We start from the raw sequence: 20,644 nt of genomic DNA, 5'->3' as shown, positions 1-20,644 counted from the left end.
CTCTTTTGTCCGCGGGCCGTTGATCGGCTTAGCTGTTCCCAAAGCCAGTGTGTGCAATGCAGCGAAAGAATGCAAGGCGGAAAGGTTAACACTGTAACGGCGTTCAAGCAGCCCTGTTGAACGTCACCGACGCCTTGAGGCCCTTGCCGCCGCGGCCCGGTATGAGCACCAGTCTCGCATTGAAAAGATGGGCAATTTCCTCCACGATCGGCAGGCCGAGGCCGGCGCCGGGGGCACCTGAATCATTGCCACGGGAGAAACGCTTTCTGACGGCCTCCAGCTTTTCGGGCGGAATGCCCGGACCGTTGTCCTCGACTTCCAGCCGCACCGTTTCGGCATCTTCAAGAATACGCACAGTCACTTCTGCGCCCTTACCGGCATAGGCGATCGCATTGCCGGCGAGATTACGCAGCAATTCGCCGATCAGCAGCGGTTCGGCGCGGATCATCGCGGGGCCTTCACCCTCGAAGCCGAGATCGATGCCGGCTTCAGCAGCCCGTGGGATCTGCTCACCGGTGATCTCCTGGGCGATAGCGGTGAGATCCATTGCCGAGGCGGTCAGCGCTTCCTTGGCGGTCGCGGCGTCGATCTTGGCCATCAGCAGAAGCTGGGCAAGGATGCGCTCGGCATGCGCAACGGCCTGATCGCCCTTGAGCGCGGCGTGCTGCGCTTCATCCAAGGAGCCGGCACGGGCCGAAAGGGCAAGTTGTGTGCGGATGATCGTCAGAGGCGTGCGGAGCTGATGGCTGGCATTGCCGGTGAAATTGCGCAGCGCATCGAGGGCCGATTGCAGGCGCACCATGAAGGAGTTGACGGTATCGACGAGCGGCTGCACCTCGCTCGGCACGGATTGTTCGATCGGATGCAGATCGTCGGGGTTGCGTTCGCCGATGGCATCGCCAAGCTTGTAGAGCGGTCGCAGCGCGACAGTCACAGAAATCCAGACGATGACGGCTGCACCGGCAATCATCACCGCGAGGCGCAATGCCGAGCGGACGAGAATCGCCTGCGCAAGTTGACGGCGGGCAATGGTGGTTTCGGCGACAGTGACGACGAAAGGCACGGAGCGGATGCCAGTCGAGGCGGAGCGCCCCAAGGTCGCGACGCGGATCGGCTCGCCGCGGAAGAGGTCGTCGGCGAAGGCGGCCGTACCGCCCTGTGTTTCCTTCAATACGGGAAGAGCCTGATAGCCGGTTATGAATGTTCCGGGTGGGCCATCGACCCGATAAAAGACGCGGTCCTGTGCTGCCGAGGTCAGCATTTCCAGCGCGACATAGGGAATGTCCACTTCGAGTGTGCCGTCTTCGGCAACGACGACACGTTCGGCGATTGCCAGTGCGGAACCGGCGAGCACGCGGTCGGAGACGATGTTCGATGTCTGTACCGCCTCCCGCCAGGTATCGGCAAGCGCCAGCGTGCCGATAACGGCGGTCGAGACAAGCAGCCAGAAAAGCAGTCGGCGCCGGAGCGAATAGGCAGCCGTCATGAGGCCTCGGGCAGCTTGTCGAGATAATAGCCGATGCCGCGGGCGGTCTTGACCGTCAGGCCATGCGGCGAAAGCCTTTTTCTCAGGCGGCTGACATATTGCTCGATGGCATTGGTTGAAATGTCGTCATCGAAAGCGGTCAGTGATTGTATGATCGCTTCCTTGGCGACGACCTTGCCGGCGCGCATGAAGAGGATTTCCAGGAGGCCAAGTTCGCGGGCAGGGATATCGAGCGGTGTGGCGCCGGCAGAAAAGGCGCGGGAATTCAGGTCGAGCGAGATCGATCCGAAGCTGACGGTCGAGGAATGCAGTCCCGCCTGACGACGCAACAACACGCGGACACGTGCCTCGAATTCGGCGATATCGAAGGGCTTGATGAGGTAGTCATCGGCACCGAGATCCAGGCCCTTCACACGTTCTTCCGGCGAGCCGCGGGCCGTCAGGATGAGCACGGCAGCCCGGTTGCCGCGGGCGCGCATGGCGCGCAATACATCGAGCCCGTCCATCTCCGGCAGGTTCAGATCGAGTATGACGAGATCGAAATTTTCTGCCGCGATGACGGCATTGGCCGAGGCCCCGTCATGGACGACATCCACCGCATGGCCCGTGCCGCGCAAGATCGCCGACAGGCCGTCGGCCAGTGCGATATTGTCTTCGGTGAGCAGGATGCGCAACGGATGTTTCCCTCGATTTTTTTCGGGGAGTTTATCAGGAATGGCAGCCCGATGTCACAGCGATTGTGGGAATTGGTGAATGGAGAATGGCAGGATGAATGACGCTCCCCTCGGCCCTATCCGACCGAGGGTCGCCCCCGTGCTCTCAGAAAACGGATTATGCAGCCTGGAGAATGTTGATGCCGTGCGTGGCGGTCAGCCTCATGATACGGCCGATCGCTTCCGGCGTGGGCGGACCTTTCGGCGCTTCATGGGAAGCGGCGGCTTCAAAGAAGGCGATCATGTCATCATCGACGATCGACATCATCACGGCCTGGACAGGGCTGATGTTCTGATAGGCATGCGGCGCATGGGCCGGAATGGTCACGACATCGCCGGCAACCGCGTCGGTCTCGACAGGCTTGCCGCCGATCATGCTCCAGATGCGCACCGTACCTTCCAGGATACGGAAGATTTCCGGCGAGGCATGGGTATGCGGTGGCGTGCCGCTGCCCGGGGGAATGATGACGTCGATAACATTGAAGGCGGTGCCTTCGAGCTTGCCGCGCTTGCGAACCTGGTCGCCCATGACCCAGAAGGTGTTGGCCGTGGCCAGCGGATGGACCTTTGCAGAGCTGTTGGTGTTCATTTCGATTTTTCCATTTTGTTGTGCCCGTCTTTCCTTGCCGCATCGAGCAGGGCTTCGATTGCCCATGCGGCGGCCTTGCCGGCGTCTTCGCCGGAAAGGCCCCAATAATCCTTCATCGTCTGCCAGGCCGTGGCGCTGAACAGCAGCTGCACCGTGGCTTCGAGCTGCCTTGCGCGCTCCGGCGGCAGGTTCTTCGAAATCCCCGCCAGGCTCTTGCGGAAGGCGACCTGTCGTTCGTCATTGGCCTGGAGACGCATCTGCCGGCCGGCGCCGCTCGCATGCGAGGCGCGCACGATCCCCTCGATACCGTCGAGCGAGGCGAAGAGCGCGGGCGGCAGGTCGGTCAGGTCCTTCTCGCTTTCCGGCCAGAAGCGGACGCCGAGCGAAGCGTTCGCGTCGTTCCAGAAAGCCTCCAGCAGCGCTTCCTTGGTGGGGAAGTGCCGGAAGATCGTCCGGCGATTGACGCCGGAGACGGCGGCGAGTTCGTCGAAACCCAGAGCATTGTCCGGATTCTGTTCGAACATGGTGCGAACGCCGGCCAGGATGCGCTCCCGGGTGGCCTGCGCCTGCTCGGCCCTTAACGGGCTTTCATATTTTGTCACTGATAATGTATTCATGTCACTTATAATGACATTAACTTTTCCAGCTGTCAAGTGGGCTGCTTGTGCCTTTGCGAGCCGTGAGGCATTCTCCGTTCATGAGGAGCTTTTTCATTCTGTTCTTGTGCCTGGTGCCCGCTCTTGCCGCCGCGGATCAGGTCTTCTATCCGGCGAAGTCGGGCAATTCCGATGCGCCGGTGCTGACAGTCTATTCGTCACTTGACGAACCGCTCGCGCAGCCGATGATCCGCGGCTTTCAGGAGGCCAATCCGGATGTGGCGGTCAAATATGAGGACATGCTGACGGGAGACATCTACGACCGGATCGTCAGGGAGACGGATGCCGGCCACAAGACGGCGGACTTCGCCTTCTCTTCTGCCATGGACCTGCAGGTGAAGCTTTCGAACGACGGTTATGCGCAGGTGAGCAATCTGCCGATGAGTGCACAGTGGCCGAAATGGGCGAACTGGCGCAATACGGCCTATGCGCTGACCTTCGAGCCGGCCGTCTTCGTCTATCATAAGCCCAGCTTTGTCCATGAAACGGTGCCGAGCTCGCGGGCGGAATTCGTCGATTATCTGAAGCGCAAGGGCAACGATGTTTATGGGCGGATCGGCACCTATGACATCGAGCGTTCCGGCGTCGGCTTTTTGTTTATGGCGCGAGACCAGGAACAGTTCGGCGATATCTGGTCGGTGATCGGCGCGATGGGGGCGGCGGGCGTAAAACTATATTCCACCAGCTCGGCGATCCTCGAGCGCGTGGCCGACGGGCGCTTCGTGCTCGGCTATAATATCCTCGGCTCCTATGCAGCCGACTGGGCCTCGCGTCACTCCGATGTCGGCATCGTGTTGCCGAAGGACTACACCGTCGTGATGTCGCGGATCGGCCTGGTGCCGCAGGCTGCCGCAGAGCCGGAACTCGGTCGTCGCTACCTCGCCTTCTTCATGTCGAAGGAAGGCCAGACGATCATGGCCCGCGAGTTGCAGATCCCAGCCGTCAGCCCGGAAGTGGCGGGCGAGAATACCGCCAATACGTTGCAGGAACTTCTCGGCGCACAGTTGCGCCCTGTACCGGTCAGCCCCGGCCTGATGGTCTATCTCGATCAGGTAAAGCGGGCGCGGCTGATTGCGCACTGGAACGAGGTGCTGCGCACGCAGTAAAACCTCGCTCGCCAATGCTGCAGTTCAGCAGCGAATTCCAAGTCGAAAACGTATAAAGGGCGAGGTTTACCTCTGGCGAGTCCCGCCCTTCCGCATTGATCCCGCGACAGCGGCAATCAGCCTTTGTGGATCACCACTTCCAGATATTCAGCCGGCACGACCATTGCGCCATCCTTGGCGCGGCTACTCGCTTGGCTGTGGCGAGCGGTAGTCGAATTACGGCAAAAAAGTGTCTTGCCGCACTGGATATCCTGCCGATGTCAGCTAAATGACAGCTTCATATGATGGCTTGGGCTACTTCCTCTCCGTGGAGGCGGAGAGTTGAAGAATTCCGGGAGGACTTCCGCTCGCTATCAGGACAATTACGTCCATCGATCGGTGATCTCTCTCCATTTTCAAAAATAGCACTGGCGGTTCGCTCAGCCGCAGCACGGAGGACACATCGTGAAGCATACTTTCATCGCAACCCTTTTGGCAGCGGCGATTGCGCTGCCGGCGTACGCGGCCGATTACACCATCATCGCTCCGGCAGCGCCCGGCGGCGGCTGGGACCAGACGGCCCGCTCGCTGCAGACGGTGCTGCAGCAGGAAGGCATTTCCAAGAGCGTTCAGGTTCAGAACGTACCGGGTGCCGGCGGTTCTATCGGTCTTGCCCAGTTCAGCAGCCAGAGTGCCGGCAATCCCAACGCTCTCATCGTCGGTGGCTACGTCATGGTCGGCGCCCTGTTGACCAACAAGTCGGTGGTCACGCTGAAGGACGTCACCCCGATCGCCCGTTTGACCGGCGAGTATGAAGCCATCGTCGTTCCGGCCGCGTCCGACATCAAGACGCTTGCCGATCTCGTCACCAAGCTGAAGGCTGATCCGGGCGCCGTTTCCTGGGGTGGCGGTTCTGCCGGCGGCACGGACCATATCGCCGTCGGCCTGATCGCCAAGGCGTCCGGCGTCGATCCGACGAAGATCAACTATGTCGCCTTCTCTGGCGGCGGCGAAGCACTCGCGGCTATCCTCGGCGGTCAGGTCACGGCCGGCATTTCGAGCTACAGCGAGTTCGAATCGCAGGTCAAGGCCGGCACGCTGCGCCTGCTCGGCGTTTCCAGTGATGCCCGCATTGCCGGCGTCGACGCTCCGACCTTCAAGGAAGCCGGTACCGACGTTTCCATCCAGAACTGGCGCATGGTCGCTGCCGCTCCGGGTTTGACCGATGAAGAAGTCGCCTCGATCGCGGCCGACTTCGACAAGCTGCACAAGTCTGCCGCGTGGCAGGAAACCTTGAAGACCAAGGGCTGGGCCGATACCTACCTTGCAGGTGACGAGTTCAAGGCGCAGCTCGAAAAGGATGTCTCCGCTACCGAAGGCATTCTCAAAGATATCGGTCTCGTTCAATGAGCGAAGCCGATACCTCATCGGCAACGAAGCGCCGCCCCGATTGGGCGGCGCTGATCATTGCCGCTTTCCTCATCGTGGTCGCTGCCGTGGTCTTCTGGGATGCCTCGCATCTGAAGACGATCGCGCAATATGATCGCATCGGCCCGTCGACCGTCCCGCAGCTTGTCGCCCTCGGCCTGTTCTGTCTTGGCATATGGACGGCGATCGAAGCCTGGCGCGGCGATTTTCCGGAACGCGAGCATCAGGAAGTGGCGCCCGTTATCTGGATCATCGCGGGCCTCGCCGGGCAGATGCTGCTCCTGCGCACCGCCGGCTTCTCAATTGCGACCGGCGTGCTCTTTGCGCTGACCGCACGCGGTTTCGGCAAGCGCCAGATCTGGATCTCGTTGCCCATCGGCATCATCATGAGTTTCATCGTCTGGGCGATCTTCTCGCAATTGCTACAGCTGACGCTGCCGGCCGGCCCGCTCGAACACCTGTTCTTCTGACAGCGGCGGCCTTGCGCCGGGCGCTTTCAGTTTTTTTGCTTTTTGCGCGGACGGTCCTAGTGCCCCCTAAGGAGCCGCCGCTTGGGACAAAGACATGAGCACATTCGAATTCCTCTGGCAGGGTATTCTGGTTGCTGCGCAGCCGATCAACCTGCTCTATGCCTTCATCGGCGTGACTCTGGGTACCGCCGTCGGCGTGCTGCCGGGCATTGGCCCGGCGCTGACCGTGGCGCTGCTCTTGCCCGCCACCTACAAGCTCGATCCGGGCGGTTCGCTCATCATGTTTGCCGGTATCTATTACGGCGGCATGTACGGCGGCTCGACCACCTCGATCCTCCTGAATACGCCGGGTGAAAGCGCCTCGATCGTCACTGCGCTCGAGGGTAATAAGATGGCGCGTGCGGGCCGTGGCGGGCCGGCGCTGGCGACAGCCGCCATCGGCTCCTTCGTTGCCGGCCTCATCGCCACGCTCGGCCTTGCTTTCGTCGCGCCCTATATCGTCAAGCTGGCACTTGTTTTCGGTCCGCGCGAATATTTTGCGCTGATGGTGCTTGCTTTCGTTACCGTCTCCTCCGCCTTCGGGGATTCGGCGCTGCGCGGTCTCACCTCGCTCTTCATCGGCTTTGCGCTCGCCATGGTCGGCATCGACCAGCAGACGGGCCAGGCTCGCCTTTCATTCGGTATTCCGGACCTGCTCGACGGTATCGAGGTGACGACGCTCGCCGTCGCGATGTTCGCCATCGGCGAGACGCTTTATATTGCCGCCCAGGGCAATCGCGGTGAGGACAAGGTGGAAGCGGTGCGTGGCTCGCTCTGGATGAATGCCCAGGACTGGGCGCGTTCCTGGAAGCCGTGGCTGCGCGGCACGATCATCGGCTTCCCGATCGGCGCCATGCCGGCAGGCGGTGCCGAAATTGGCACTTTCCTTTCCTATGCCACAGAAAAACGTCTGTCGAAGAACCCCGAGGAATTCGGCCATGGCGCCATTGAAGGCGTCGCCGGTCCTGAGGCCGCCAACAATGCCTCGGCCGCCGGCACCCTGGTGCCGCTGCTGACGCTCGGCCTGCCGACATCTGCGACGGCGGCTATCATGCTCGCCGGTTTCCAGCAGTACGGCCTGCAACCGGGTCCGCTGCTTTTTGCGACCAATCCGCAGCTCGTCTGGGGTCTCATCGCCAGCTTGCTGATCGCCAATGCGATGCTGCTGGTGTTGAACCTGCCGATGATTGGCCTCTGGGTTCGCCTGCTGACGGTTCCGAAGCCGTGGCTTTATGCAGGCATCCTGCTGTTTGCGACACTCGGCACCATCGGGGCCAACCCGTCGGTCTTCGAGCTCGGCATGCTGCTTGGCTTCGGCGTGCTCGGTTATATCATGCGGATCTTCGGTTATCCGATCGCCCCTACTGTCGTCGGCCTCATCCTCGGGCCGCTCGCTGAGCAGCAGCTTCGCCGAGCGCTCTCGATCAGCCAGGGTGACGTGACCACGCTCGTCATGTCGCCGATCGCCTGCGGCCTATTGATCGTCGCGGCCGCGGCCTTCCTCATTCCGCTGATTCTGAGATTGCGTGGCCGCGGCCAGGTTCTCTCTCAGCTTGCGGCAAATGAAGACTAAAACAAAAGACGACCCTGACCCCTAATTCGGGCCGGCCGTGGCGACATGGCCGGCCTTTTCTTTGCTGTTTGTTATTTTTTATCGGCGCCTGGAAACAAACCATTCCGTAAGTATATGAATTTATAAATGAAATTTACATGAGCCTTGAACTTTGTTCTTTCGCCGGCGAAGAAATATGCGCTTTTCGCATAGCAGCGGTGATTTCCTGCGCGTTGTAGGGGCAGCCCTGTCTTCCCACCTATGAGCAGTCAATCACAGAGCGAGAGGAAAGAAGATGTCCGCTATTAGAAAGTCGATCCACAATGGTTTCCTGGCACGCGCTTTCGCAGCGCTCGGTGCCGCAAATGCAGTCAGTGCCGCTGTCGAGGGCGGTCGCAAGCCGCGCGCCCGTGATCTGCAGGAACTTGGGATCGATCCGGTGACCTTCGGCCGTGTCATCCGGTAAGACGTGCCGGACGCATAGATTGAATACCAAAGTACCCATTGAATGAATGAGCCCGCAACCGTTGGTCGCGGGCTTTGTTTTTTTGAACTATGCAAGCCGCAGCGCCAGACCACCGCGGCTTTCTTATTATCAGGCGTGCAGGCGCTCTCGCTCGGGAACATGCGCTTCCTTCTGCCGCTCCTGCCTGTTGTGGCGGATCGAGGACCAGAGCGAGATGCCGATCAGGGCGGCACCACCGAGGCCGGTAATGACCTCGGGTATGTGCACCATGGTCTGCACATACATGATCACCGAGAGGATCAGGATGGCGTAGAAGGCGCCATGTTCCAGATAGCGGTATTCGGCGAGCGTTCCCTTTTCTACCAGCATGATCGTCATGGAGCGTACATACATGGCGCCGATGCCGAGGCCGATGGCGATGATGAAGAGGTTCTGCGTCAGCGCGAAGGCGCCGATGACGCCATCAAAGGAGAAGCTGGCATCCAGCACTTCCAGATAGATGAAGGCGCCGAGGCCACCTTTTGCCGCCTCGCTCATCGCGCGCTGCGATGCATCGAGGATGCCGCCGATGACTTCCACCACCAGGAAGGTCACGAGACCGTAGATGGCGCAGTAGACGAAGGTGGTCGCGTCCTCACCCTCCAGGAGATAGGAGAAAAGTAGGATCAGCAGGAGCACGAAGGCGATCTCGATGCCCTTGATCGTGGCCGAACGCGCCATCAGCCGCTCCAGCGAACCGATCCAGTGGACTTCCTTCTCATGGTTGAAGAAGTAAGTCAGGCCGACCATCATCAGGAAGGTGCCGCCGAAGGCCGCGATCGGCAGATGCGCATCATTCATGATGCGGGCATATTCAGCCGGTTCACGTGCCGCCAGCACGAGCGCTTCCCATGGGCCAATCTTTGCCGCGATGGCGACGATTGCCAGCGGAAAGACGATACGCATGCCGAAAACGGCAATGACGATGCCCCATGTCAGGAAGCGGTGTTGCCAGACGGGAGTCATTTCCTTGAGTTTGTTGGCGTTGACGATGGCATTGTCGAAGGAGAGCGAAATCTCCAGAACGGCCAGCACGGCGCAGATGAAGAAAACGGTGGCCATGCCACCGAGCGTACCGGTCGACTGCCAGCCAAGGAAGGCGCCGAGTGCAAGGCCGACCGCCGTGACGATGAAGGCCCAGCGGAAATAGCCGAGCGAGGATTTGTGGGATTGGAGCTGGTTCATGGCTGCACCTCGCAGCCGCAAACCTGGTCGGAAAATGGGGTGAAAGCAGAAAAACGCGTACCACTAAGGGCATGCGCGTTTGGCATGGTGAGCTTTTTCATCGATGAAAAATCCGCCGGCTAATTTGCAGGCGGTACCGACATCACGAGAGCGCCGTAAAAACTCTCGCCAGAGGGGCCCGGCACCAGGGTTCCCCCGCAGCCGATGTCTGGATGAGGCGGCGGGTGCTCCAGTAGGTAGTGAAGTTGTCGCGCCAGTCAAGATACCCGATCGGGCAGAGCTGGCGATTTCTTTGGAACCATGCGGGGCTCTCGCCCGTTACGACCTAGCTGAGCCGATGAAAACATCTGAGATATTCTTGAAGGAGGGCGACGATGCAGAATTCGACCCATGTTCCCGATAAGCGCACGGAAGCCTCGGACCGCATGAAGCGGGCAAGTCCTAATCGCATGCAGAAAGCCCAGGTGCTTCCGCCGCACCAGGTCGACCTGACGCTTACGCCGGGTGTCTTCCACGACATCCATGTGCCGGCGCATGTCACCGGCAGCGACCTTTCCAAGGGCGGACCTGACATCAAGAGCGACAATGCCAAGCTCGCAAAGCCCGTCCGTTGAAACCAGTTCCGTAACGACAAGACAGGTGAGATGCGAATGACAATCAATCTTGTGCCGCGTGATATCTTCATCCAGCACGAATATGAGTGGCAGGCCGTACGCGAGGCGGCCGAGCGCCGGATCGATGTCGGCAAGCGCGAGACGCCATCCGTGCCGCCAAGCGAGCAAACGGCGAAGACGCCCGCTGCTGCACCTTCGGCAGCGCAAGGCTGCTGAGTCCCAGGTAGAACTTGTGCGAGACGCCCGGCCATGAAGCCGGGCGTTTTCATGTCCGGCGAATTTCGGTTTGGGAAAGCGATCCGCGGCGATGCCTTGCCAACCTTTCGGAAAGGATTGCGCGGCGATAATCCGGCCCATTCAAGGGAATCGGATCGATGGCCAAGACAGCGACACGCGGCCGCCGCAAGGCGCCGGCAAAAAGGAAGAGCAGCGCATCCTCCGGAGGCGCGATGCCCTGGCTGGTGCTCGGCATCGCCGCGGTGGGCGCCATTGCCGCCTATGACAACTGGAAAACCATTCGCCCGATGCTTGGCAAGGCACCGGCTGCCGTTATCCGCGAAGCGGCTGAAGCCAAGCCTCAGGCATCCAAGGAAGCGCCGAAGCAGGTTGCTGTCGCAGCACCTGCCGCCAAGCCACGGCAGACGAACGATCCGGTGCCGCCCATGGCGGTCCCCTCGGTTCCGGTTCCGACGGCAAAGATCGTGCCGGCCTCCATCTCCCCTGTTGCCCCGTCTTCTTCGGAAACCGCCAAAGCCGCCTTTGGATATTGCGGGCAAGGCGAACATATCAATTGCGTCGGCGATGCCGGCACCTTCTGGTACAAGGGTGAGAAGATCGTCATCGCTGATATGGTGAGCCCGGATGTCGATCGCGCGCGCTGTGAAGACGAACGGAAGATCGCCTTTGCCGCCAAATCGCGGCTGCTGGCGCTGCTGAATGCCGGTCCGTTCAATATGAATGCTGCCGGCAAAGCGGATGACCGTGGCGCGCCGCGCGTCATTTCGCGCGACGGGCGCTCCTTCGGTACGCGTCTTATCAATGAGGGCCTAGCGAGGAAGCCGGGATCTGCTTCAGGCTCCTGGTGCGCCTGAGGCCGTCAGTCTAACGATCTCTTATTTTCCACCGTTTTTGCGTGCCGGTGCCTTGCCGCTGGTGCGGAAGCTGCCCGTGAAGGCCGCATCCTTGCTTTCCGCCGTGCATTCGATGGCTGTCGGCTTGCCGGCATAGGGATTGCCGAAGGTGCAGAAGCCTGCAACCTTCACCTCGCCCGTCATCTTGTTGCCGACGCCCGTGGTGACGAGACTGAGCGGCAGGCGGGCATTGCCATTGGATGCAGGCTTGATGCCCTTCCCATCGCCCTGGAAGCCTAGCAGCTTGCCATCAGAGGTGAAGATGAAGGTGACGGTGCCGTTGACGAGCGTCACACTTGCCAGCTCTCCCTTGCAGCCCTTCGTGGCGTCGAACTTGGCGACGACCAGCTTCTGGCACTTGCCGCCAAGCGCGATGACGCCGGGCGCGCCCGGAAAATTGTCATCCGCCTGCGCTGCAGCGGCAAAAGTGAGGGTGGAGAAGGCGGCGATGGCAAGCGCAGATAATTTCATTTCGATTCGAACCCCGTGTCCTGACGAGGCGAATCAATGCCTCAGGTTCCATTATCGCGCATGGCATGGCTCTGTGTCCGAATTTGGTTTCGGCGCTCTCTCTTATCCTGTCAGCAGGGATACATTCGCTTCAGCGACGTGAGCAGGACGTAGGGATAAACCTGGAACGTTTCCTCGCCGATATCTGGGTGCAGTTCCAGATATTTCTTCACAATGGCAACATATTCGGTGTTTGAAATCGCGCGGTCTCGCGGTGGGCAGTATAGCCGCGGTTGGCCTGCATCTTTGAGTTCGTCGTTCACAAATAAAAGTGTCAGTCCGGCTGCGCCGATTAGCATTTCGACGACACTTGTCTGCTTGCTTTCCATCAGCGTGCGGAACTTCATATCTTCCTTTGCGGAAGCCGGGCCCGAGTTCAGCATCAACAGCAATATCAATCCAATAGTGATTTTCATGCGCACCCCCAATGAGGGAGAGCGAAACAACATTGCAACCGATTGGTCAAGCCTTCCTTCGGGGGAAGTCTGTAGGACTGCCTTGCTGATTGAGTTGCGATGCTGCGCAGGCGTGAGATGATTTGCAAACGGCATATCGCCAAAATGAAAAAGGCCTTTCGACTTCCCGAAAGGCCTTGCTTTTCAGCGAATTAGGATGGTGGGCGTGACAAGGATCGAACTTGTGACCCCTACGATGTCAACGTAGTGCTCTCCCGCTGAGCTACACGCCCATCCGATGTCGGCGCATAGATCACAAAACCTCCGGAGCCGTCAATAGGCTTTTTTGAAGTTTTGTGACGAGCCGCCAAGACGCCTTACGCGGCAAGCATCTTGTTGACCTCGTCGACGAGGTCGCGCAGGTGGAAAGGCTTGGAAAGGACCTTTGCATCCTTCGGAGCCTTCGAATCAGGGTTCAGCGCAACGGCTGCAAAGCCGGTGATGAACATGACCTTCAGGTCAGGATCGAGTTCGGTCGCGCGGCGCGCCAGCTCGATGCCGTCCATTTCCGGCATGACGATATCGGTCAGCAACAAGGAGAAGGGCTCTTCACGCAGGCGGTCATAAGCGCTCGCGCCGTTGTCGTAGGAAAGGACCTTGTAGCCGGCCTTTTCGAGCGCCTTCACCAGGAAGCGGCGCATGTCGTTGTCGTCTTCGGCGAGAAGTATCTTCTGAGTCATTAATCCGGACCGCTGATCACTAGTGTTTTATGGGATACCAGCCGTCTACACTAGACTTCGCCCGGTAAACAACCGGTGAAATCGCCCTGGCCGCGACCGCCATCCCTTCTATGTAGTATGGACTTAAGGGCAGGCAACTGGCAACATGGCCGTCACAGCCACTTGATGACATGGTAAAGAGGGCAGGAAGTGCCGGAAATACGCGAATACGAGCTTTTTGAAGTGCATGAGCCCGTGTCGCAGACCATTCCCTTCGTCTACAACTCCCCTCACAGCGGCCGCATTTATCCACCGGAATTCATCGCGCAGTCGCGGCTGGAAGGTATCTCGATACGCCGTTCTGAAGACCATTATGTCGATGAACTGTTCGGCGCGGCCGTGGATCTCGGCGCACCGCTGCTGCTTGCGAATTTCCCGCGCGCTTATCTCGACGTCAATCGCGAGCCCTACGAACTCGATCCGCGCATGTTCGACGGGCTGCTGCCGCCTTATGCGAATATCAACTCGCTCAGGGTTGCGGGCGGGCTTGGTACGATTCCACGCATCGTGGCTGAGAACATGGAAATCTATGCGCGCCGGCTACCCGTTCAGGAAGGGCTGGAACGTGTCGAAAGCGTCTATAAGCCCTATCACTTCGCGCTGCGGCGGCTGATTGCACGCACGCACGTGCAATTCGGCTTCGGTGTCCTGATCGACTGCCATTCCATGCCGGGCAATGTGCGTGTCGCCGGCAGTAATGCGCGGCCGGACTTCATCATCGGCGATCGTTACGGCACCAGCGCTTCGGCTGAACTGTCGCGCACGGCGATCGGCATTCTCGAGGAGATGGGTTTTGCGGCGATCCGCAACAAGCCCTATGCCGGCGGCTTCATCACAGAGCATTACGGCCGGCCGTCACGCGGGCTGCATGCGCTGCAGATCGAGGTCAACCGCTCGATCTATGTCGATGAGGTAACGCTGGAGAAGCGGCCTGATTTCGACACCGTTGTGAGCGCCATCACGTCGTTCATGCGGCAGATGGCTGATTATGTCGAGAAATTTGCCGGCGACCGAGCCCTGGCGGCCGAGTAATTTTCAGTCTTCAGGTCAAAAAAAACCGCGCTTTGTCAGCGCGGCTAAGTCTAGGGAGGAAACACCCAAGGAGGGTATTTACAGTCAGAAGACTGTAGGTAAGAAACTACTGCTGCATTGCACAATTGTCAAGCAATATATTGCACTGCAAAATCTTTAGGCAGCTAATCGGAAATTGCCTGTTGTATTTGCATTCCGCCGCTTTTTCGCTATGAAAAACGCCATTCCCCGCCAGCTATGTGGATTTCTCCATGCTTCCCGACCGTTCGTTCTTCAACCGTCTCGCCGAAGCTGCAAAGGCAGAAACCCTGCCGCGCTTTCGCTCGGGCATCAATGTAACCAACAAGCTGTCATCGGGCTTCGATCCGGTCACGGAAGGCGACAGGGCCGCCGAGACGGCTATTCGTGCGCTGATCGAGGCGAATTTCCCCGAGCACGGCATTCTCGGCGAAGAGCATGGCAATGTCGGTCTCGATCGCGAGCATGTGTGGGTGATCGATCCGATCGACGGCACACGCGCCTTCATTTCCGGCGTTCCGGTTTGGGGAACGTTGATCGGCCTGCAGAAGAATGGCCGGGCGGTTGCCGGCATGATCGAGCAGCCCTTCACCGGTGAGCGGTATTTCGGCGATGAGAATGGCTCGACCTATAGCGGGCCGGAGGGTGAGCGCCGGCTGCAGGTGCGCGACTGTGACGCCCTTTCGAGTGCGATACTCTTCACCACCTCGCCGCATCTCTTCGTCGGCGAGGAGATGGAGAAATATCGTGAGATCGAAAGCAAGGTCAGGCTCTTCCGCTACGGCTGTGATTGTTATGCCTATGCGCTGCTGGCAGCAGGCCATGTCGATCTCGTCATCGAGAATAGCCTCAAACCCTATGACGTCGGCGGGATCATTCCTGTCATCGAAGGCGCCGGCGGGATCATGACCACCTGGGACGGCGGGCGGCCGGAAAACGGTGGCTCGATCATCGCAGCCGGCAGCAGGGCGGTTTACGAAGAGGCGATCGCCATCCTACAGCGCTAAACATGTCGCACAAAAGTGCGTAGTGGTTTTGCGACAGCGATATGCGTAAGAAAAGGCTCAGACGCCGATCGCCGTCACTTCGTCAGTGGCCTCGGCGTCGCTGCCGGGAATGAAGGCATGGAAGGCGGCAAGCGCGGCGGTGCGATACATGTCCCTTTCCTGGAATATCTCGTGGCGGGCACCGTTGATCGGTACAAGCTGACCGGCGCGGAAATAGCGTGAGAGCCGTTCCTGCGCCGTATAAGGCACCAGCCCGTCGCGTGTCGGTGCGATGACGACGGAAGGGATGGTAATCGAGAAGAGATGATAGGGTTGGGTCACCCGGTCGATCGCTTTCATGCATTCGTGCATCCAGCGGGCGGTTGGCGCTCCCAGAGCGAGTTCCGGGTGGGCCTTTGCGATCGCCGCATTCCGTTCGAAACGCGTTTCATCCGACGTGAGAGGGTTATCAGGGAATTCCAGCTCTTTCATCTTGCCGAGCGGCACGCCGCCGAGGCCGATGGCGCTGAGCGTGGCTGATACCGTGCGGATAATACCCTCGGAAGCAGCCTGGCCAATAAGGCCAAGGAAAGGGGCTGATAGCACCATGCGCTCGATGCGCGTCGACAGATAAGGGGCGGCGGAAAGCGCAATCAGCGCGCCTGTGGAATGGGCGAGCATGTAGAAGGGCAGGCGGGTATCCGGCAGCACGACCTTTTCGAGGAACGTGTCGAGATCGCGCTCGTAATCGGAAAAGCGGCGGATGTGGCCGTGATTGCGTTTTTTGATCAGCCGGGACGAGCCACCCTGACCGCGCAGATCATAGGTCGCGACCCAGAGACCCTTGGCGGTGAGGTCGCGGATCGTTTCGAAATACTTCTCGATATATTCGCTGCGTCCGTGCAGGAGGACCACCGTTCCGTGGGCGACCGGTGTTTGCGACCGGAAGACGGCAAAACGCAACCTATGGCCGTCGTGGGTCTCGAAGAAGCCCTCGGTGCGGTTCTCCGGCGCCGGATTGTCTGGAGTCGAATAAAGAACCTGTTCCATAGGCTGAATGTTTCTTCGCATGAGAGATATAGTAGGGGATATCGCAGAAGCTGGGAAAATCAATGGCGAAATTGCCGCTCAATATAAGAGAAGTATAATATATTTAGATTTTTCTATACGGCAGGTTGGCGGCAAAGGGAGCGGCCGCCCTCTTTCAATATTTTCAAGCGGCGATTCAGCGGCCCTGTCGTGCATTGTCAGCGCTCTCATGCTGAGCCATCAAGATGGCGCGGCTAACGGATTGGACGCGACGCAGAATCAGCTTGCAGAGCTTTATGCCTGAAGAAAAAAGGCCGGCGGAGCTGAGGGAGCTCTTGGCCGGCCGAATCTAGGCTGAAGAAGAAGGGACGATACACTCCAGCCTTCGGGCCAGTGTCACCCGATGCGCCTATCTCTAGCGAGCGGCGTCTGAACCTTCGCCGAACCTGCCGTTCATGCAGGGTTCACGCAAGAATTCCAGCGATTTGGAGAGGGGCTTGAAGTCTCGGAAAGCCATCACCATCTGAACTTTGCGGACGCCGGAAGGGTCCGCGCAACCGTCCCGAAGCCGCCAAGAATGGGGTTTCAGGGGCATTATATCGCAACACGTCGCTTCCCAAGGAGGACATCATGCGTCACGTAGACTTCTCTCCCCTTTATCGTTCCACCGTCGGTTTCGACCGTCTCTTCACGATGCTTGACAGCCTTGCCCAGCCGGAGCAGGTCCCCACCTATCCGCCCTACAATATCGAGCGGACCGGTGAGAATACCTATCGCATCACCATGGCCGTTGCGGGCTTCGACGAAACCGAACTCGCTATCGAATCGCATGCCCATGCGCTCACCGTGAAGGGTGAAAAGCGCGAAGAAAATGCCGATGGCAGCGAGTACCTGTATCGCGGTATCGCAAAGCGCGCATTCGAGCGCCGCTTCCAGCTTGCCGACCATGTCGAAGTAACCGCCGCTTCGTTGAAGAACGGCCTCCTGCACATCGACCTTCTGCGCAGCATCCCGGAGGCTCTGAAGCCCCGCAAGATTGCGATTGCCGCAGAGCCGGTCGAAGCTCCGAAGGCAATCGAAGCACAGGTCGTCAACAACTAATCCGCGTTCAGACGGATCAAACAAAGACGGCGCCCTTGAGGGGGCGCCGTTTTTGTTTGTGGTCATTTTGTTCGATCAGGCTGGGCTTGCAGCTTCTTCAAGCTGCTTTTCGGTCGCTCGGCGGGCTGCGGCCGCCGCATATTTTTGGGCGATAACGGCGCAGACCATCAGCTGGATCTGATGGAAGAGCATCAGCGGCAGGACGATTGCGCCGATCGACTGGCCGGCGAAGATGACGTTTGCCATCGGTACGCCGCTTGCGAGGCTCTTTTTCGAGCCGCAAAAGGTGATGGTGATCTCATCGGCCTTGCTGAAGCCCAGCCAGCGGCTGCCATACATGGTGATAACGAGAACGAGGGCAAGCAGCACCATGTCGGCGATGATCACGGCGGCGATGTCGGCAATCGAGAAGGTGTGCCACAGACCTTCGACGACAGCCGTCGAGAAGGCTAGATAGACGACCATCAGGATGGAGCCGCGGTCGACGGGCATCAGGATCTTCTTCTTGGAGCGGATCCAGTCGCCGATCCAGGGCTGCAGGATCTGGCCAACGACGAAGGGGGCCAGAAGCTGGAGCAGGATCTGTTCGAGCGCGTCGAAGGAAAAGCCGCCATGGCCGCCGACCGAGAAAAGCAGGCCAACGAGCAGCGGGGTGAGGAACATGCCGAAGATATTGGAAGCTGAAGCCGAGCAGATCGCCGCTGGCACGTTGCCGCCGGCCATCGAGGTGAAGGCAATGGAGGATTGAACGGTCGACGGCAGCACGCAAAGGAAGAGAATGCCGAGATAGAGCGGCTGCGGCAGGATCGAATCTGGAATGAGACCCACTGCGAGACCAAGGATCGGGAAAATACCGAAGGTCGTCAGCAGGATCACCAGATGCAGCCGCCAGTGCAGCAGGCCGGCGATGACGACATCGCGTGAAAGGCGCGCGCCATGCAGGAAGAACAGCAGCGCGATGGCGATATCGGTCGCTACACCGAACCAGTCGGCAAACGTGCCGCTCGCCGGGAAGATTGAGGCAAGGATAACAGTGCAGACGAGCAGGATCGTGAATGTATCGGGCAAAAAGCGGCGCATGGGCGGTCTCGCTGGAATAAATGAGTCATTGTTCTGTCGCTCATTATGATCCAGGATGCAAGAAATAACAGTTATCATAAATCTGGATTTTAGGCATGCTGGATCTCTCACAGCTTCGCAGTTTCGTTACCGTCGAACAAATGGGCAGCTTCACGCTTGCTGCTGAAAGGCTGGGCCTCGGGCAGTCGACGGTCAGCCAGCACATTCAGAGGCTGGAGACCTCGCTCGGGCGCCGGCTGCTGGAGCGTGATACGCACAAGGTCGTGCTGACCGGTGACGGCGAGGCCCTGCTTACGCATGCGCGTGCCATGCTGTTGATCGAGGGGCAGGTGCAGTCGTTGTTTAAAGGCGGCAGCCTGCGGGGACGCCTGCGGCTCGGCGTTTCCGAAGATTTCGTGACGAGCCAGTTGCCGGCGGTGCTGGAAGACTTCGTGCGCTCGCATCCCTCCGTCGATCTGGAACTGACGGTAGCACTTTCGGGTGTGCTCTACGAAATGCAGGATGCGGGAGCGATCGACCTCGTGCTTGCCAAGCGCAGGCTCGGCGACGAACTCGGAAGGCTCGTCTATCGGGAGCCGTTGGTCTGGCTGGCCCGTGATCCTCAGCATGTGCTTTCCTCCAGTCCATTGCCGCTGATCGCCTTTCCGCCGCCGAGCGTCACGCGCGCCATCGCGCTGGAGGCGCTCGGGCGGCATGGTGTGGCCTGGCGCATCGTCTGCACCTGCGGCAGCCTGAGCGGGCTGACGGCTGCGGCGCGCGCCGGCATGGGGGTGTTGGTGCAGCCGCGCAGCATGGCGCCCTCGGGTCTGAAGGAAATCGCTCCAGGCAAGTTACCGGTGCTGGAGGATGTCGAATTCGTTCTGGTGCCGCGCAAGGGAGCCGATCAGGCGTTGGTGGCGGCCCTTTCGGAGGATATTTTGAAGAAGGTCAGGGGGTTGCGGTCTACCTGAGTGCAAAATCCCGCCCGAACGGCGGGACTTTCATTCGAAGAAACCGGCTTTGTTCCAAAAGAGACCGGAACACACCACCTTGTGAGCGGGCGTCCGGTGCTTTCGAAAATCAGGCCGCCAGGCACTTCAGGAAGCCGTCGACATCGGTCTCGGTCGTGGCGAAGCTGGTGACCAGCCGAATGAGCGTTTCGCCTTCCGAAACCAGATCCGACGTGCCGGCCGGGATTGGCCACTCGTAGAATTTTGCGCCCCTGGCTTCTGCCGTCTTCGCTGCGGACTTCGGAATTACGGCGAAGACTTCGTTCGAGGCTGTCGGCCAGGCGAGGCGAGCGGAATTGCTGGTACCGATACCGGCGCGCAGGCGGTCTGCCATGCCGTTGGAATGGCGGGCGAGATCGAGCCAGAGGCCGTTTTCGAAATAGGCATCGAACTGGGCTGCGATGAAGCGCGACTTGGAGAAGTGCTGGGCGGCGCGCTTGCGAATGAAATGCATTTCCTTCGCCTGCTCCGGATTGAAGAAGACGATCGCTTCCGCGCACCAGCAGCCATTCTTCGTTCCGCCGAAGGAGAGCATATCGACGCCGCGCTTCCAGGTCATTTCGGCAGGTGTTGCATTCAATGCAACCAGCGCATTGGCAAAGCGCGCACCGTCCATGTGCAGGGGCAGTCCCCGTTTCTTGGCGATCGAGGAAATTTCGCCGATTTCCGGCAGCGAATAGACGGTACCGATTTCGGTCGATTGTGTGATGGTGACGGCGCTGGCGCGGCCATGACGGAGGGCATCTTCGGGGAAGTGCGCGATCTTTGCCGAGAGCCTGGCCGGATCGATCTTGCCGGCCTCACCTTCGACGGCCATGAGGCGGGCGGAGCCGGAGAAGAATTCCGGCGCGCCGCATTCATCCTCGATCACGTGGGCTTCCGAATGGCAGAAGGTGATCCCGCCGGGGCGCTGGACGCTTGCCAGTGCCAGAGAGTTGGCCGCTGTGCCGGTGGCGACGAAGAAGACGGAAACCTCGCGTTCGAAGATCTCGGAGAAGCGGGCTTCTACCCTTTTGTCGAGATCGCTGTTGCCATAAGCGGCCGCAAACCCGGCGGATTCGGCAAGCAGGCGTTCGGCAATGGATTTATGGGCGCCAGCCCAATTGTCAGAAGCAAAAATCATGGAGGAAACCATTGAAAATGATGGGGCGGGAGGTTCGGGAAGGGACATTACGCCAAAGCTTCACAGGATCAAGGGCGGAAGCCGGAATGCATCACGGAAATTGAACTGCGTAATCAAAAAACAAAATGGTTTCTCTCTGTGTAATTTTAT

24 protein-coding genes and 1 tRNA gene are annotated in these 20,644 nt (G+C 59.6%); 13 read left to right on the top strand and 12 right to left on the bottom strand.

From position 1 onward, the window contains the following. Window positions 1–103 precede the first annotated feature (103 nt). The 4 genes from FHT82_RS24560 to FHT82_RS24545 form a co-directional block, all read right to left on the bottom strand. Window positions 104–1,486: a sensor histidine kinase gene (locus FHT82_RS24560; RefSeq protein ID WP_183735292.1), complete on the bottom strand. Its 1,383-nt coding sequence runs from the start codon at window positions 1,484–1,486 to the stop codon at window positions 104–106. Continuing rightward, window positions 1,483–2,160: a response regulator transcription factor gene (locus FHT82_RS24555; RefSeq protein ID WP_183735291.1), complete on the bottom strand. Its 678-nt coding sequence runs from the start codon at window positions 2,158–2,160 to the stop codon at window positions 1,483–1,485. Before FHT82_RS24555 ends, FHT82_RS24560 begins: the two co-directional genes overlap by 4 nt. Window positions 2,161–2,317: 157 nt before the next feature. Continuing rightward, on the bottom strand, window positions 2,318–2,788 hold the full coding sequence (locus FHT82_RS24550; protein ID WP_183735290.1) for a cupin domain-containing protein: 471 nt from the start codon (window positions 2,786–2,788) through the stop codon (window positions 2,318–2,320). Beyond that, entirely contained in the window at window positions 2,785–3,390 is a 606-nt protein-coding gene (locus tag FHT82_RS24545; protein WP_183735289.1) for a TetR/AcrR family transcriptional regulator, read from the bottom strand. The genes FHT82_RS24550 and FHT82_RS24545 overlap by 4 nt, the downstream gene beginning before the upstream one ends. A gap of 95 nt (window positions 3,391–3,485) precedes the next feature. On the opposite strand from FHT82_RS24545, the gene FHT82_RS24540 reads away from it, so the two are divergent. The 5 genes from FHT82_RS24540 (at window position 3,486) to FHT82_RS24520 (ending at window position 8,484) form a co-directional block, all read left to right on the top strand. Then, on the top strand, window positions 3,486–4,550 hold the full coding sequence (locus tag FHT82_RS24540; RefSeq protein WP_183735288.1) for an ABC transporter substrate-binding protein: 1,065 nt from the start codon (window positions 3,486–3,488) through the stop codon (window positions 4,548–4,550). A 444-nt stretch (window positions 4,551–4,994) separates the two neighbouring features. Then, complete coding sequence (locus FHT82_RS24535) at window positions 4,995–5,939, top strand: tripartite tricarboxylate transporter substrate binding protein (protein WP_037103547.1); 945 nt, start codon at window positions 4,995–4,997, stop codon at window positions 5,937–5,939. After that, a complete protein-coding gene (locus FHT82_RS24530; RefSeq protein WP_183735287.1) occupies window positions 5,936–6,427 on the top strand; it encodes a tripartite tricarboxylate transporter TctB family protein in 492 nt (163 codons plus the stop codon). Before FHT82_RS24535 ends, FHT82_RS24530 begins: the two co-directional genes overlap by 4 nt. 94 nt (window positions 6,428–6,521) lie before the next feature. Continuing rightward, window positions 6,522–8,039, top strand: a complete 1,518-nt coding sequence (locus FHT82_RS24525; protein WP_183735286.1) for a tripartite tricarboxylate transporter permease — start codon at window positions 6,522–6,524, stop codon at window positions 8,037–8,039. Window positions 8,040–8,313: 274 nt separating this feature from the next. Beyond that, complete coding sequence (locus FHT82_RS24520; RefSeq protein WP_183735285.1) at window positions 8,314–8,484, top strand: hypothetical protein; 171 nt, start codon at window positions 8,314–8,316, stop codon at window positions 8,482–8,484. Between the two features lie 129 nt (window positions 8,485–8,613). On the opposite strand, the gene FHT82_RS24515 is transcribed toward FHT82_RS24520, so the two are convergent. Beyond that, a complete protein-coding gene (locus FHT82_RS24515; protein WP_183735284.1) occupies window positions 8,614–9,708 on the bottom strand; it encodes a DUF475 domain-containing protein in 1,095 nt (364 codons plus the stop codon). Between the two features lie 374 nt (window positions 9,709–10,082). Between FHT82_RS24515 and FHT82_RS24510 the strand changes: the two genes are divergently transcribed. From FHT82_RS24510 to FHT82_RS24500, 3 genes are all read left to right on the top strand, one after another. Continuing rightward, complete coding sequence (locus FHT82_RS24510) at window positions 10,083–10,322, top strand: hypothetical protein (protein WP_183735283.1); 240 nt, start codon at window positions 10,083–10,085, stop codon at window positions 10,320–10,322. Between the two features lie 36 nt (window positions 10,323–10,358). Beyond that, the gene (locus FHT82_RS24505) at window positions 10,359–10,538 is read left to right on the top strand and encodes a hypothetical protein (RefSeq protein ID WP_183735282.1); all 180 of its coding nucleotides are present in this window, start codon (window positions 10,359–10,361) and stop codon (window positions 10,536–10,538) included. Between the two features lie 158 nt (window positions 10,539–10,696). After that, window positions 10,697–11,413 (top strand): hypothetical protein, encoded by a 717-nt coding sequence (locus tag FHT82_RS24500; RefSeq protein ID WP_183735281.1) that lies wholly within the window; start codon window positions 10,697–10,699, stop codon window positions 11,411–11,413. Between the two features lie 21 nt (window positions 11,414–11,434). Here FHT82_RS24500 and FHT82_RS24495 read toward each other — a convergent pair whose 3' ends face one another. The 4 genes from FHT82_RS24495 to cpdR1 form a co-directional block, all read right to left on the bottom strand. Continuing rightward, entirely contained in the window at window positions 11,435–11,923 is a 489-nt protein-coding gene (locus tag FHT82_RS24495) for a hypothetical protein (protein ID WP_183735280.1), read from the bottom strand. A gap of 110 nt (window positions 11,924–12,033) precedes the next feature. Continuing rightward, window positions 12,034–12,378 carry a hypothetical protein gene (locus FHT82_RS24490; protein ID WP_183735279.1) on the bottom strand — a complete coding sequence of 115 codons (345 nt, stop codon included), beginning with the start codon at window positions 12,376–12,378 and terminating at the stop codon, window positions 12,034–12,036. A gap of 197 nt (window positions 12,379–12,575) precedes the next feature. Further along, a tRNA-Val gene (locus tag FHT82_RS24485) sits at window positions 12,576–12,650 on the bottom strand. A gap of 84 nt (window positions 12,651–12,734) precedes the next feature. Further along, entirely contained in the window at window positions 12,735–13,097 is a 363-nt protein-coding gene (cpdR1, locus tag FHT82_RS24480) for a response regulator CpdR1 (protein WP_003542883.1), read from the bottom strand. A 189-nt stretch (window positions 13,098–13,286) separates the two neighbouring features. Between cpdR1 and FHT82_RS24475 the strand changes: the two genes are divergently transcribed. Together FHT82_RS24475 and hisN are read left to right on the top strand one after the other, a co-directional pair. After that, complete coding sequence (locus FHT82_RS24475) at window positions 13,287–14,168, top strand: N-formylglutamate amidohydrolase (protein WP_183735278.1); 882 nt, start codon at window positions 13,287–13,289, stop codon at window positions 14,166–14,168. Window positions 14,169–14,419: 251 nt separating this feature from the next. After that, window positions 14,420–15,193 carry a histidinol-phosphatase gene (hisN, locus tag FHT82_RS24470; protein ID WP_183735277.1) on the top strand — a complete coding sequence of 258 codons (774 nt, stop codon included), beginning with the start codon at window positions 14,420–14,422 and terminating at the stop codon, window positions 15,191–15,193. A 57-nt stretch (window positions 15,194–15,250) separates the two neighbouring features. On the opposite strand, the gene FHT82_RS24465 is transcribed toward hisN, so the two are convergent. Beyond that, window positions 15,251–16,222 (bottom strand): alpha/beta hydrolase, encoded by a 972-nt coding sequence (locus FHT82_RS24465; protein ID WP_183735276.1) that lies wholly within the window; start codon window positions 16,220–16,222, stop codon window positions 15,251–15,253. A gap of 19 nt (window positions 16,223–16,241) precedes the next feature. Here FHT82_RS24465 and FHT82_RS24460 point away from each other — a divergent pair, with 19 nt between their 5' ends. Both FHT82_RS24460 and FHT82_RS24455 read left to right on the top strand, forming a co-directional pair. After that, window positions 16,242–16,505 carry a hypothetical protein gene (locus FHT82_RS24460; protein WP_183735275.1) on the top strand — a complete coding sequence of 88 codons (264 nt, stop codon included), beginning with the start codon at window positions 16,242–16,244 and terminating at the stop codon, window positions 16,503–16,505. Between the two features lie 326 nt (window positions 16,506–16,831). Further along, window positions 16,832–17,302, top strand: a complete 471-nt coding sequence (locus FHT82_RS24455) for an Hsp20 family protein (RefSeq protein ID WP_183735274.1) — start codon at window positions 16,832–16,834, stop codon at window positions 17,300–17,302. 75 nt (window positions 17,303–17,377) lie between these two features. Here FHT82_RS24455 and FHT82_RS24450 read toward each other — a convergent pair whose 3' ends face one another. Continuing rightward, the gene (locus FHT82_RS24450) at window positions 17,378–18,382 is read right to left on the bottom strand and encodes a bile acid:sodium symporter family protein (protein WP_183735273.1); all 1,005 of its coding nucleotides are present in this window, start codon (window positions 18,380–18,382) and stop codon (window positions 17,378–17,380) included. 95 nt (window positions 18,383–18,477) lie between these two features. Here FHT82_RS24450 and FHT82_RS24445 point away from each other — a divergent pair, with 95 nt between their 5' ends. Next, on the top strand, window positions 18,478–19,332 hold the full coding sequence (locus FHT82_RS24445) for a LysR family transcriptional regulator (RefSeq protein WP_183735272.1): 855 nt from the start codon (window positions 18,478–18,480) through the stop codon (window positions 19,330–19,332). Between the two features lie 109 nt (window positions 19,333–19,441). On the opposite strand, the gene FHT82_RS24440 is transcribed toward FHT82_RS24445, so the two are convergent. Beyond that, entirely contained in the window at window positions 19,442–20,494 is a 1,053-nt protein-coding gene (locus FHT82_RS24440) for a low specificity L-threonine aldolase (RefSeq protein WP_183735271.1), read from the bottom strand. Window positions 20,495–20,644 lie beyond the last annotated feature (150 nt).

Origin of the sequence: Rhizobium sp. BK275 (assembly GCF_014193555.1) — a bacterium.
GTDB lineage: Bacteria > Pseudomonadota > Alphaproteobacteria > Rhizobiales > Rhizobiaceae > Rhizobium.
The sequence above is the reverse complement of the archived record's forward strand: the minus strand, read 5'-3'. Positions and strand labels throughout refer to the sequence as shown.